A 12,898-nucleotide genomic window follows, 5' to 3' on the forward strand; every position below is an offset into this window, starting at 1 on the left:
ACGTCCGCCACGCCTTGAGTCGCGGCGGTTATTCCATCCGGCCCAGCCTGGTTGCGCTCGCAGCGGGGCCGACGTACAAGGAGAATTGATCTTGACCGACAGTAGCGAAAACAATGCTTCAGGACAGCCACTCACCAGAGCCGGTCGTTCGCGCCGCGATGTGCTCAAGTTTGGCAGCATCGCCACGCTCGGCGCCGTCCTCGGTGGCGGAGCCCTGCTTGGGCAGGCCACCCCTGCGCTTGCCCAGACAGGCAGCGACGGAGCACTTGCCCCGAACGACCCGCTCAATATCCTGATCGTCAATTACGACGGCGGGACGCTGCTCGACTTCGCCGGCCCCAGCGAGATCTTCCATCGGCTACCGAATACGAACGTTCGCTACGCGAGCCTCAACGGCGGCAACGTGACGCTCGAATTCGGCGTCGTGTACGGCAAGACCGAGCGGCTGGCCGATATCGACAAGACAGACGTGCTCCTGGTCCCCGGCGGGTCCGATCTGTCCGCGCCGATGCAACCCGCGTATCAAGCGCAGATCCGGCGCCTGGCAGAGAGCGCGAAGCACGTGACGTCGGTCTGCAACGGATCGCTCGTGCTCGCCGCAACGGGCGTTCTCAAGGGCAAGCGAAGCGCCTGCCATTGGGCCTTCGTCAACAAGCTGGCCGAATATGGCGCGATTCCCGTGCCCGATCGCTTCGTCGAAGACGACAACGGCCGGTTCATGAGCGGCGGCGGCGTGACGGCGGGCATCGACTTCGCGCTGCGCGTGGCGGCGAAACTGCGCGGTCGGGAAGCCGCCGAATTCACGCAGCTCGTGATCGAATATGATCCCGCGCCGCCGTTCCACTCGGGCCATCCGAGAGATGCGCGGCCGGAAGTCGTCGCGATGGTCGACAAGGAACTGCCCGGTGCATCCAGGGGGCTCGCGCGCATACCAGGCGTTCGTTGAAACGCTGGCAGGCAATGTGACCAGCCCATCTGCAGACTGCGAGGAATACCGCAACCCACATTGCCTGCTTCATCCTTCTATTTTCGCAGTCCTCTCCATTCAAGCCATGATCGGACATCACTCGATGCAACAGACTCGCATTTTCACAGCTGCTCTTGCGGCCTGCGCGACCTTTTTCGCGTTTGCAGCGCCGGCCACTGCCGCCAGTTCGCAACGCCCGCCCGAAGCGGCCATCAAGGCCGAGAATGCACGATGGGCGGATGCCTTTGCGCGAGGGGATTACGAGGCGATCGGCCGCCTCTACACCCACGACGGTACGCTGTTGCCGCCCGGAGGCGACAAGATAACGGGGAGCAACGCGATCGTCGGGTACTTCACCAAGGGGTATGCCGGATCGAAACCCGCCACCGTATCGTTCAGCAACTACGAGTTCTACGGTAACGACCGGATCGTGACGGAGGTATCGGATGCGGAGATCCATGACCACGATAGCAAGCTCAAATACCGCGGCAAGCAGATTCTCGTCTTTCTGAAAGAGGGCGGCGCCTGGAAGTTGCATCGCGACATGTGGAACGATTACGGTCCGCTGACGACGGATGGCCATTGAGCATCTGGCAAAACGAATAGTGACCTGCCCACCGCGTCGCTAGTCCGTCAGAAGGACGTTGGCACGGCAGCGCGCTGATCGGCCGGCGGTCGATCAGCGCGCGCCATTCGATCGACTCTCGCGTCGAATCGCTTGCGGCGGATGCCCGTGCAGTTTGATGAAGGCCCGCCGCATCCGTTCCGGATCGGTGAACCCGACAGCCAGCGCAATCTGTTCGATCGGTTCGCTGCCTCCCTGCAGGCGCAGCCGCGCCGCTTCGACGCGCAAGCGCTCCACCGCCTTGGCAGGTGTTTCACCGGTTTCCCGGCGAAATGCGCGCCCGAACTGTCGCAAGCTCAAACTTGCGGCCTCGGCGAGCCGTTCGACCGGCAACGCTTCGGCCAGATGTTCCCTCGCAAAATTCAGCGCGATGCGGATGCGATCCGATTCCGGCTCCATCTGCGACATGGCCGAGAATTGGGACTGACCGCCTGGCCGACGATACGGAACAACCAGGAGCCTGGAGACCGTGCGTGCAACATCCGCGCCCATATCTCTTTCAATCATGCCGAGCGCCAGGTCGATTCCGGATGCGATGCCCGCCGACGTCCAGATGTGGCCCTCCTCGATATAGATACTGTCGCCCTCGACCCGGGTGCGCGGGAAGCGCGACTGCAATTGAGCCGCGTATCGCCAGTGCGTCGTCGCTCTCAAGCCGTCAAGCAGGCCGGTTTCCGCAAGCAGAAACGCCCCCGTACACACGCTGGCCACCCGCGAAGCCCGCGTGCCCAGCTTCCTGGCGGCGGCGATGTTCTCCGGTGTCTGCATCGGGTCGACATCGCCGCCCACGAACACGACGGTATCGAACGTGCGCCTTCCGATCGGCTTCGTTTCGATCGACAGGCCCGTATTGCCCGTAACCGCGCCGCCGGACTGCGAGACGACATGGAGATCATAGGGTGTGTGGCCCGCCGCCGTGGCAACCTGGTTGAAGGCCGACAGCGGCCCGCCCAGATCAAGCGCATCGTAGCCACGGCAAACGAAGAATCCGATTCGATGCATGACGAAGTCGTTGACTGAAAACCCCGGAAAGTCGCATTTTAAATAAAACCCTCAAATAGCGCCATTCAGCCTGAAATGAGGGAAAAACGTCGTTGACGTCGTGATCGCTTGTCCGTATGTCCGCTTGGACTCGCAGTCGGCAGAGCAACTTTTTCAGCAGCATCTGCGCCCTCCCTGCCGAGGAATCGAATCATGCGCTACGCTGCGAGCGACACCAACCCGTTCCCCGCGCAACTTTCCCTCTGAGCGGCCCCAAACATGCACGGTACAGAATTGAAGGTGGCCTCGCTGCCACATCGGTTTCTCGAAGCATCACTGGCTTTGCTCAATTCGGCGTTCGAGCAAGACCCTACGCTCGGCTGGTGCCTGTTCGCCGGAAGCCCGGGATTCGACGAGCGGCGGGCAAACTATCTCGAGTGCTACCTGAAGTATCACTACGATGCCCGCATGCCGGCATTGGGCGCGTGGCGCAATAACGACCTTGTGGCGGTCAGCTACTTCGCACCAGCCTCCAGCAGCGAATCGCCCCGCATGCTTGCGGAGCTGGGGCGCGGCATCGCGATCGGTTGCGGCGCGTCATCATTGAGCAGGATCGATTTGCTTCGCGACACTCCGCCCGCGAATTCACCGGACACGGATTTCAGCCGGATCGAATTCATCGGTGTCTCCCCGGTTCGGCAAGGCGAAGGAATCGGATCGGTGCTTCTCGGTGCGACGTTGTCACATCTTCGGGACATCGATCCGTCGGCGAAAATATCGCTGGAAACGGCTGAGCCGCGCAATATCCCGTTCTATGCGCGCCACGGGTTTTCCGTCAAGGAGCGGATGGAATATGCCGGACTGACGCAATACAGATTGCAGACCATCTAACCGCTGACATCGGCCCGGCCTGAATCGGAGTCACTCCCACCCTACTCCGCATTCACCTTTCGCCACTGCATCGGCGACATCTCGTACCGTCCGCGAAACGCCCGACTGAACGCCGCTTCCGACGTATATCCGACACGACCGGCAATATCCGAAATCGGCGCGCGGCTGTACCGCAACAACTCCGCCGCCCGATCGAGGCGCCAGGTCGTGAGATAGCTCAACGGTGCCTGCCCCACGACACGCTGGAACCGGTCCGCGAAAGCCGACCGCGACAGATTCGACAACTCGGCGAGATCACTCACGCTCCACGCGCGTCCGGGATCGGCATGAATCGCTGACATCGCCGGGTTGATCCGGCTATCGATCGCACCGGACAGCCACCCGTGCCCTGCCGCGCCCGCCGTCGCCCAGGTGCGCAGCAACTGGACGAAGATGACATCCAGCAATCGGGAGATCATCGCGGCGGCGCCCGCGCGCGGGCTCAACGCCTCGTCGAGGATGAAATGGCAGCTCAGCTCCAGCCACTCGAACGGCCGTTCCCGCAACCCTTTCAGCACCAGCACCGGCGGCAGCACGGACAGCAACCGTTGCGACAGCCGATCAGCCGCCCCCCAACAATCAGTTGCCTGCGCCGAGACCATCCAGCAACGTCTGCGTCACGCCGACCCATTCACCGGCTCCGCCGTTGCTGCTGTTGTATTCGACCGCGGGGTTCTGCCCGCCCCAGATCACGAACCCGCTCACCGTCGTGCCCCTGATGTCGTTCAGCAGGTATTGCCACTGGCTGCCCGGCACGAGCACGGTGTTCCGGTCGTAGTACTGCGGCCACAGATACGGGAACACCGGATGCGTTCCCGTGCTGCTCAATGCATCCGCCTGTGCGGCCGATGCGATGTTGCGATTGAGCTGCGTCGCCCAGTCCACGCCCGTCCACGAATCGGTGCCGTTCGCGCGAATGTATGCGCTCGGGAAATGCGCGGTACGCCCGCCATCGAGGTCCATCAGTTCGGCCACGCCCCGATACGCGGCATTCGGGTCGGTGCTGCTGATGTGCGCGGTGTTGACGAGCCCGTACCAGCCGAGCACGCGATTGGGCCGCACTTCGCGCGCCCATGCCTGCAGCTGCTTGAGTATGGCCAGGTGATTCGCGACCGTCGCGCTGCTGCCGGTCAGGTACAACTCCTCGCAATCGAGCACGAGATAGCCCGGTGCGTCGGCGGGCGTCGGATCGTACGTGTTGATCAGGTTGACCCACACGCTGCGGGACGGCAGCACGGCGCGACCGCTCGCGTCGACCGTGATCGGCTTGCAGTACCGCGCCGGGATGAAATTGATTTTGACGGCGCCGTGGCCGATCGACACGTCGGTATAAGCCGTGTTGTCCAGCACGGTGAACGGTCCGGCGGCCATCGCCCCGGGTGCGGCAATGCACGCGCCCAGGGCCAGCAGCGCGACGGGAAGGCCGATCCGCGCGGCGGCCCGGCGAACGAATCCGTTTTTCTTCATGGTCATTACCTCGATCGTTGGATACAGGAAATCCGGCCCGGCATCCGTACCGGGCCGCTCGACGCCGCTCGTCAGAACAGCGTCTCCACGCCGGCATACAGGCCGCTCTGGCCTTGCCCCGGCGGCGGATTGGTGCCCCAGCCGGCGCCGCCCGGCCCACGCCCCGGGTTCTGCGGATTCACGCCGAAATTCCCCTGCGCGCTGTTGAATACGTGGGCCGCCATGCTGTAGAGGAAGGTGCGTTTCGACAGGTTGTACATGCAACCCACTCCGAGCATGGTCGTGCGCGCCGCACCGTCGTGATCGTCGGTCCATCGCCCCGGCCCGACGCGCATCGTGTAGACGGCACCATGCACGTGCAGCGCGGGATTGACGTCGTACGAGAGCCCTGCCCACCAGAGGTCGGCGCTATCCGACAGGCCCGCCGGCGTATCCGGCGCCGAATAGTGCGTGTAGGCGGCCTGGACCTGGAACGGGCCGTAGCGGTTGCGGATGCCGACGAACGCTTCACGCGAATAGCGGAACAGGTTGTCTTCCTTGCCCTGCGCGTTGCGAATCTCGTCCCACAGCACGCGCACCTGGAAATCGCCGTTCGTATAGGCGGCCGCGAAGCCATCCGCCCGCCCGGCCTTGCCGGCATTGTTCGGGTCGCCGGAATTGAAATTGACCGAACTGTTGCCGAGGTTCAGCTCCGCCTCGAACGAGAACCCGTGCAGGTCGGGAGACAGGTAGCGAATCCCGTTCGACAGCCGCGACCCGTTGCGATACGCGACGAACGACTGCGCGCCGAAGTTCTCTTCGAGCAGCGGATCGAATTCCCACACGTAGTTGTTGACCATCGGCCCCTGGCCGAAGCGGATCGTGCCGAGCCGATCGTTCTTCAGCGCCACCCACGCGGCGCGCTGGAACATCAGCCCGGCCACGAGCGAGCCGGTCGGCGTGAACGCCGATTCGAGCAGGAACATCGCGTGATTGCCGTTCCCGAGATCCTCCGTTCCCTTGAAACCCAGGATGTTGACGCCCCAGTCGCTGCCCTCCGCCCATCTCGCGCCCGCGCCGCCGCTCGCCTTCTGCACGTTCGACGTGTACTGCACGTCCCCGCCCAGCCGACCCCATACGAGCACGCTCGACTGTGCATGCGCGAACGCGGCCCACGACAGCGCCACGCCCAACAGAATCCCGCGTTTCATGATTTAGTTATCCGAATTTATAAGAACAGCATGCCCGGGCGCACCCCGTCGCCCGGCGGTCGATACCCCGTTACAGCGCGGCTGCGACCGCGGGCTGGCGCTCCGTGCCGTCCACGCCGCTCGTGCCGTCGGCGCGCCGCTGCGCGTCGCTCAGGCCGAAGAACCAGGTCAGCACGAAGCCGCTCGAATATGCGACCGCTACCGCCGCGCAGTAGGTCGCGACGCTCGCCACGAGCCCCATCGGCCCCGTGACGAGCGGGATCAACATCAGGTTGGCCGGGCCGATCGTCGTCGCGCCCACGTCGTGCCCGTGCGCGGCGCAATAGCCGAGCACGAGCGCACCCATCCCGCCGCCCAGCGATGCCGTGATCAGCGGGCGGCCGAGCGGCAGCGTAACGCCGTACAGCAGCGGCTCGCTCACGCCGAGCATGCAGGTCGGCAACGTATTCCGGATCGTCTGCTTCAGGCGCGGGTCCCGCGTGCGGAAATACAGCGCGAACGCGGCGCCCGCCTGCCCGCATCCGGACATCGCGAGAATCGGGAACAGCGCGGTGTAGCCGTACTGCGCGATCAGTTGCGCGTGGATCGGAATCAGCGCCTGATGCAGGCCGAACATCAACAGGCCCACGAACGACGCAGCCAGCACGAACGCGGCCGGCATGCCGCCCGCGCGCAGCAAGGTCGCGGTCAGGCTGCCGACCGCCTGCGTCAGCAACTCCGCGACCGGCATGATGATGAACAGCGTTGCGATGCCCGCGAGCCCCAGCGCGACGGTCGGCGCGAGCAATGTCTGGGCGGCCGATGCGATACGCGCACGCACGCTGCGCTCGATGCCGGCCGTCAAGGCGCCGGCCAGCAGCGCGCCCATCAATCCGCCCTGCCCGGGCTTCAGCGCGATTTCGCCGATGATCGGCAGCGCGAATGCGGGCAGCTTCGCGATCGCGGGCAGGATCAGGATGCCCGCGGTCGCACCGCCGAGGCATGGCGTGCCGCCAAACTCGGCGGCCGCGTTCATGCCGACCTGGATGACGAGGAACGCGAAAAACGCCGAACCGACGATCGATGCGACCGTCGCGGCGAACGTCAGCGTGCCGGCTCCTCCGGCAGGCGCCTGCGCCACCCAGACCTTCAACAGCCCGGCGATCGCGTTGAGCAGGCCCGCGCCGATCAGCGCAGGGATGAGTGGCGTGAAGATGCTCGCGATGCGCCGCAGGAACCGGTGCGCAGCCGTGTTCCTGCGGGCGGGGCGAGCGGCCGGCTCGCGCGTGCCGGTGGCCGGCGCGGCCGCGGCGGTCACGGCGGCCGGGCGGCCGACATCGGCCGATACGGCCTCGGCTTGCGCCAGGTGCTCGGCCAGCACGGCGGCAAAGGCGGCTGACGCCTGCGCGACCGCCCCCGGGCCGATCACGATCTGCAGGGGCTCGCCGGGCACGACGCCCAGCACCGCCGGCAATGCCTTCAGCGCGGCAACGTCGGCCCGGTCGGGATCGACGAGCACCAGGCGCAGGCGTGTCATGCAATGAAAATGACGGCGGACGTTCGACGCCCCGCCGATCGCCCCGAGTATTGCGCGAGCCAGCGCGTCGAATCGCGCGCTCTCATCCGAAGTCATGCCTTGCTCCTACAGATCGGTCCGTTGAATCACGCCTGCCCGCCGCTCAGGGCGGCTCGCACAGGTTCCATGCGAAAGGTATGGATTCGCAATAATTGGACCGTACCAAATATCAAGAAACTCGCAAAATCGTTCTTCTGATATCGATATTCCGTGCTTGGAGAATTCTCATGAAACCCGCGTGTTCACGGGGCCTTACCGGTTGATTCTCAGCTCGTCGTCCGGCTCGCGGAGCGATCACAACCGCCAGACCTGTTTCAAAATATATCCGTACCAATTATCATGAGACGAACTTCTTCCGGGAGAGCGCACGGCCATGCATCTGGAGCACCTTGTCACCGAGCAGCCCAACGGGCAAAGCGCGAATCTCGACGCGCTCGGTATCCCCGACGCCCTGGCGCTGATGAACCGCGAGGACGCCGGCATCGCAGCGCGCGTCGCGCACGCGCTGCCCGCGATCGCTTCCGGCGTGACGGTGATTGCCGACGCACTGCGCGCGGGCGGGCGGCTGATCTACATCGGCGCCGGCAACAGCGGCCGCATCGGTTATCTCGATGCGCTCGAATGCCAGCCCACGTTCGGCACGCAGCCGGGCGAGATCATCGGCATCGTCGCGGGCGGGTTCGCGGGCATCACGGAATCGGTCGAGGATTCGGACACGCTTGGCCGCCAGGATCTCGACGCGGCCGGGCTCGCGCGCGGCGACGTGGTCGTCGGGCTTACCGCGAGCGGTCGCACGCCATACGTGCTCGGCGCGCTGCGTCATGCGCGCGACACCGGATGCCGGACCATCGCCGTCGCGTGCAACGTGGGCAGCGAGGCGGCCGCGCTCGCGGACGTGGCGATCGAGGTCGACTGCGGCCCCGAGGTGCTGACAGGCTCGACGCGGCTGAAGGCCGGCACTGCGCAGAAAATGATCTGCAACATGCTGTCGACGATTTCGATGGTGGCGCTCGGCAAGACGTACGGCAACCTGATGGTCGACGTCCAGGTTCATAATCACAAGCTTCGCCGGCGGGCGATCGGCATCGTGTCGCAAGCGGCCGGCGTGCCCACCGACGTGGCGGAGCGCGCGCTCGAACAGGCGGGCGACCGGCCTCGCATCGCGATCCTCATGCTCTGCGCGGGTGTCGACCGAGCCGGCGCAGAGCGGCTGGCCGATGCCGCTGGCGGCTCGATCCGCAAGGCGCTCGCGACACTTGCACCCTCTACGCGTGCATGACGCCCTCACAAACCGCAACGACCCGTATGAAACCTTCAAATCCGATGCCGCGCGGCCGGCCCCGTGTCCGCCCGGCCGGCCTGACCGACTTGTTCGACGCCACCCGGGCGGCGGAACTCCGCGCGCCGGGTGGCGACGGCGAATCGTCGATCTCGATGCGCCTCGCCCGCCTGCTGCGCGAGGCGATCGTCGAGGGCCGGCTGAAGACCGGAGAAAGCCTGCCGCCCGAACGCGAACTCGCCGAACACTTCCAGGTATCGCGGGACACCGTGCGGCGCGCGATCGACCGACTCACGCGGCAAGGTCTGATCGAATCCCGGCGAGGCGCGGGCACGTTCGTCGCCGCCAGGGTCGAGCAGCAGCTCGCGCGGATCACCAGCTTCTCGGACGACATGCTGCGGCGCGGGCTCACGCCCGGGTCGCAGTGGATCAGGAGAACACTCGACCGCCCGACGCCCGACGAACTGCTCGCGCTCGGCCTCGCGCCGGACGCGCAGGTGTTGCGCCTCGAACGCGTCAGAACGGCGGACGCGGTGCCGATGGCCATCGAGCGCGCGACACTGCCGGCCGCACTGCTCGACTACAACGTCGATTTCGGCGAGTCGCTCTATCGCGCACTGCAGGACGCCAACGTCCAGCCCGGACGAGCGATCCAGCGCCTGCGGGCCGAGCTGGCGTCGGCCCGCGATGCCGAGCTGCTTGGCATCGGCACGGGCGATCCCGTGCTTTCCATCGAGCGCCGCTCGTTTTCGAGCGAAGGCTCTCCGCTCGAACTGACACGCTCGCTGTATCGCGGCGATCGCTACGACTATGTCGCGGTGCTCGAGCAACCGGCAGGCGGTGCCACAACGGCATGAAGCAGATTCGACGCACGCCAGGCTGATCGGCCGGCGTGCACCGGCTTACGCTGCCTTGGCAAGCTCCGCGTCGATGGCGGCGACCAGCTTCGGGTCGTCCGCGGTCGTATCGGGCGAGAAACGCGCGACCACTTCGCCCGTGCGGCTCACGAGAAACTTCTCGAAGTTCCACAGCACCTCGGGCGCCGGATTCGGTTGAATACCGTAGCCTTCGAGGCGCGTACGGAACGGGCCGTCACCGGTCGCCTGCGGCTGCGCCTGGGTGAGCGAGCGATAGAGCGGATGCTTGTCGTCGCCGATCACGGAGATTTTCGAGAACAACGGAAACTTCACTCCGAAGGTGCCGGTGCAGAAAGACTGGATTTCCGCATCGGTGCCCGGCTCCTGGCCTTTGAAGTTGTTGGCGGGAAACGCCAGCACTTCGAGGCCTTCGGCGCGCTTGCCTTCGTAGAGCGCTTCAAGACCTTCGTATTGCGGCGTCAGCCCGCATTTGGACGCCACGTTCACCACCAGCAGCACTTTGCCCTCGTAGGGCCGCAGGGTTGTTTGCGCACCGTCGATCGCGTTGACAGGAATATCGTAAATCGTGCTCATGTCTGCATCCTTCAATGGATTGAATTGATTGGCGAACCGCTGGAGTCGCGGTGTATCGCGTTCGTTGGAAAACCTTGCGCGTCGTCGGCAATGGCGCGTGCTCGACGCGCGTGATCTGCCCGTAGCAGAGCCCTATCCTACTGCGATCGGTCAAGTTCTTGCTTGCAGGCGCGGGGAGCAGGGGCAGACTGGCGGCCTCGAAAGACGCCAGACTTCGATACAACGCCTGAGCGCTTGCATAAGCAGCGCCTTGTTGCTGGGGCATGCCATATGCGGATGCGGATGCGGTGCTTGGCGATATCCGAACTGCGGTCAGACTTCCGAACGCTCCACGACCACCTCGCTGATTTGAAGCACGGGTTGTATATCCGTGTAATTGGTGATGTCGGCCATGATCTCCTGCGCGTGCGGGTCGCGCGCTGCCTCGAAAGCTTCGACAGATGTGCAGACGAAGTCGCACTTGGCCACGTAAACAGGATCAGCACCCGGCGCACCGCCTGCGATGCCCTTGTCCACCGTGTAGTACAGACATGCAGCGCCGAGCCGCTGTTTCACCATTGGCATGTGCCTCTCGCGGTAGTAGGCATGATCGAATCGCGCGCCTGCGGCGTACGGGTACATGACACTGACTTTGATCATCGGGTTCTCCTGTTTGTTGCTGCACGGTAATCGATGCACCGCCGCCCGCGAGACGACATCGAGGTCGCCGATATAGGGCGCGGCGAAGGCTTCTTGCAGAATCGGAGTAATCGTCCTGCTGATTGTAAGCACCGGTGAACCCGTCTTGCCGGTTTGATGGCACTGGGTGTCGAACGATACGGGAGCAGTTCGGCGATGTCGGACGCTTTGTGAATCGGCAGTCGGGTGAGGACGCCTTTCAAACGGGATATCACTCGACAGTGCTCAGTTGTGTCGGGACGCGAAACCTGCGGCGGCCTCACGGATGCGCAGAGACTGCGACGTGGCGGCCAGTTGACGCAGCGTGTCGAGTAACGAAATGCCGCCAACTTCTTGTATGCCTGCATTTAGCAGTCGGCCAACCATGCAGACACCGAACTCGCTGGGCTGTCGTGCGAGGGACCGAAGAAGCGCCTGCTCATAATTCGGCAGCGCTTCTTGGTTCGCCGAGTGAACCAGCCTGTCTCCGATATCCGTCAACCTGATAGTGCTGTCTTCATCCAGCGCTGCGCTAATCATGGCTCACTTGCTTCAGCCAAGCGTTCAATTCACGCGTACGATCACGTGTTCTGTCAATTTCGCAAGTCAGTAGATCAAGATTGCGATCTGCGCCTGCCTCGTTTATCAGATACCAAGCGGTACACTCGTTGTCGAGAAAGCGGACCCATTGCCGCTGCGCCTCGACAAATTTCACCTTGAGTGCCGGATAGTTGACGTACTCGTCACGTGGCCGAGACATCGACGTCAAAACCTTTTGGTAAGTGCGGTTCAGCTCGTCGTCTGCTTGCTGAAATTCATCCTGGCTACGCTGCAGCAAGCACTCGGGCGCCACGCTATCAGGTGTGCAACTCCGCGCTTGCGCAGCGGTGAACCACGAAAATGTCAGTGCCATGGCGACGCCGAGCGCTGCGCGACGGTGGCTGAACGCCGATGCACGAATCTGCACGCTTGCTCCCATTCCTGTTTTTCCCATTCATGTGCCAATCGGAGTAATTCTGGCAGCGATCTCGATCGACAGCGCCGACCGAAGCACATATCGTTGACTTGCTTTAAACAAGCGCGACCAACTTTGGAAAAGCCGATTGTCACCGAACGACACGGCCAAGTCGAGTGACTGAAAATGGCCGTCGGCTGCCCCATCCAGGCAAGCCAGGGCACCTTCGATCGTTGATTTTTTCAGGTTGATTGCGGAAATCCATGGACATCAGACGCAATCGGAGAAGGCTTACTGCAGAAGCCTGGACTAGACCACACAGACACCATCAGGTCGTCTGACGTCAGTAGCAGATGAAAATCAGCGCTCGATCTGGCGCTGCATGAGATAGAACCTCATGTCGTCGCGCCCCTGCATTGAAATCGGTTTCGGATCGCGATTAAAGCCGAGCATTTCGTAGAATGGGTAGGCCGATTCGCGCGCCGTGCACCAGAGCAACATTCCACGCTGTTCGCGGACATGGCGAATGGATAGATTGACCAGAAGACGTCCGAATCCCAGCCCCCGTACCGATGGATGCACGGCCATGCCGCGAAGGCGCCACGCATCAGTGTTCAATACACCGGATTGTCCTTCTTTACACACTGACGCCACTGCAACAATGCCGTCATTATCACGAACGGCAAAGTGCATTGTCGTTGGGGCGAGGTCTCCATTTAGAGCGCTCCCCTCCTCATCTCCGGCCATCAAGATTGCGGCCCTGAGGGGATAGGTTTCTTCCGCACGAACGGCGCAGATGGTAAAGCGCACATCTTGTGAAGTCATCTAATTATCAGCTCTC

At 63.7% G+C, this 12,898-nt stretch carries 15 protein-coding genes; 5 read left to right on the forward strand and 10 right to left on the reverse strand.

Going from position 1 to position 12,898, the window contains the following annotated elements:
- Positions 1–91: 91 nt before the first annotated feature.
- Entirely contained in the window at positions 92–946 is an 855-nt protein-coding gene (locus tag BCEP18194_RS03510; protein ID WP_041492475.1) for a DJ-1/PfpI family protein, read from the forward strand.
- Positions 947–1,070: 124 nt separating this feature from the next.
- Positions 1,071–1,553, forward strand: a complete 483-nt coding sequence (locus BCEP18194_RS03515) for a YybH family protein (RefSeq protein ID WP_041492623.1) — start codon at positions 1,071–1,073, stop codon at positions 1,551–1,553.
- 93 nt (positions 1,554–1,646) lie between these two features.
- On the opposite strand, the gene BCEP18194_RS03520 is transcribed toward BCEP18194_RS03515, so the two are convergent.
- Positions 1,647–2,594 (reverse strand): GlxA family transcriptional regulator, encoded by a 948-nt coding sequence (locus BCEP18194_RS03520; protein WP_011349925.1) that lies wholly within the window; start codon positions 2,592–2,594, stop codon positions 1,647–1,649.
- A 258-nt stretch (positions 2,595–2,852) separates the two neighbouring features.
- Here BCEP18194_RS03520 and BCEP18194_RS38630 point away from each other — a divergent pair, with 258 nt between their 5' ends.
- Positions 2,853–3,464, forward strand: a complete 612-nt coding sequence (locus tag BCEP18194_RS38630; protein WP_011349926.1) for a GNAT family N-acetyltransferase — start codon at positions 2,853–2,855, stop codon at positions 3,462–3,464.
- 41 nt (positions 3,465–3,505) lie between these two features.
- Here BCEP18194_RS38630 and BCEP18194_RS03530 read toward each other — a convergent pair whose 3' ends face one another.
- The 4 genes from BCEP18194_RS03530 to BCEP18194_RS03545 all read right to left on the reverse strand — a co-directional run bounded on the left by BCEP18194_RS03530 (position 3,506) and on the right by BCEP18194_RS03545 (position 7,772).
- Positions 3,506–4,105: an AraC family transcriptional regulator gene (locus BCEP18194_RS03530; RefSeq protein WP_011349927.1), complete on the reverse strand. Its 600-nt coding sequence runs from the start codon at positions 4,103–4,105 to the stop codon at positions 3,506–3,508.
- Positions 4,083–4,970 carry a hypothetical protein gene (locus BCEP18194_RS03535; RefSeq protein WP_157687110.1) on the reverse strand — a complete coding sequence of 296 codons (888 nt, stop codon included), beginning with the start codon at positions 4,968–4,970 and terminating at the stop codon, positions 4,083–4,085. Before BCEP18194_RS03535 ends, BCEP18194_RS03530 begins: the two co-directional genes overlap by 23 nt.
- A gap of 71 nt (positions 4,971–5,041) precedes the next feature.
- Positions 5,042–6,160 (reverse strand): porin, encoded by a 1,119-nt coding sequence (locus tag BCEP18194_RS03540; RefSeq protein ID WP_011349929.1) that lies wholly within the window; start codon positions 6,158–6,160, stop codon positions 5,042–5,044.
- A 70-nt stretch (positions 6,161–6,230) separates the two neighbouring features.
- Positions 6,231–7,772, reverse strand: a complete 1,542-nt coding sequence (locus tag BCEP18194_RS03545; protein ID WP_011349930.1) for a PTS transporter subunit EIIC — start codon at positions 7,770–7,772, stop codon at positions 6,231–6,233.
- Between the two features lie 316 nt (positions 7,773–8,088).
- On the opposite strand from BCEP18194_RS03545, the gene murQ reads away from it, so the two are divergent.
- Both murQ and BCEP18194_RS03555 read left to right on the forward strand, forming a co-directional pair.
- Positions 8,089–8,994, forward strand: coding sequence for an N-acetylmuramic acid 6-phosphate etherase (gene murQ, locus BCEP18194_RS03550; protein WP_011349931.1), 906 nt, complete (start codon positions 8,089–8,091; stop codon positions 8,992–8,994).
- Positions 8,995–9,020: 26 nt separating this feature from the next.
- Positions 9,021–9,851, forward strand: a complete 831-nt coding sequence (locus BCEP18194_RS03555) for a GntR family transcriptional regulator (RefSeq protein ID WP_157687111.1) — start codon at positions 9,021–9,023, stop codon at positions 9,849–9,851.
- A gap of 45 nt (positions 9,852–9,896) precedes the next feature.
- Here BCEP18194_RS03555 and BCEP18194_RS03560 read toward each other — a convergent pair whose 3' ends face one another.
- From BCEP18194_RS03560 to BCEP18194_RS03580, 5 genes are all read right to left on the reverse strand, one after another.
- The gene (locus BCEP18194_RS03560) at positions 9,897–10,445 is read right to left on the reverse strand and encodes a glutathione peroxidase (protein WP_011349933.1); all 549 of its coding nucleotides are present in this window, start codon (positions 10,443–10,445) and stop codon (positions 9,897–9,899) included.
- A 312-nt stretch (positions 10,446–10,757) separates the two neighbouring features.
- The gene (locus BCEP18194_RS03565) at positions 10,758–11,084 is read right to left on the reverse strand and encodes an EthD family reductase (RefSeq protein ID WP_011349934.1); all 327 of its coding nucleotides are present in this window, start codon (positions 11,082–11,084) and stop codon (positions 10,758–10,760) included.
- 264 nt (positions 11,085–11,348) lie between these two features.
- A complete protein-coding gene (locus tag BCEP18194_RS03570; RefSeq protein WP_041492477.1) occupies positions 11,349–11,642 on the reverse strand; it encodes a hypothetical protein in 294 nt (97 codons plus the stop codon).
- Entirely contained in the window at positions 11,635–12,081 is a 447-nt protein-coding gene (locus tag BCEP18194_RS03575; RefSeq protein WP_041492478.1) for a lysozyme inhibitor LprI family protein, read from the reverse strand. Before BCEP18194_RS03575 ends, BCEP18194_RS03570 begins: the two co-directional genes overlap by 8 nt.
- A gap of 336 nt (positions 12,082–12,417) precedes the next feature.
- Positions 12,418–12,882 carry a GNAT family N-acetyltransferase gene (locus BCEP18194_RS03580; RefSeq protein WP_011349936.1) on the reverse strand — a complete coding sequence of 155 codons (465 nt, stop codon included), beginning with the start codon at positions 12,880–12,882 and terminating at the stop codon, positions 12,418–12,420.
- Positions 12,883–12,898 lie beyond the last annotated feature (16 nt).

Source organism: Burkholderia lata, assembly GCF_000012945.1.
Lineage (GTDB): Bacteria > Pseudomonadota > Gammaproteobacteria > Burkholderiales > Burkholderiaceae > Burkholderia > Burkholderia lata.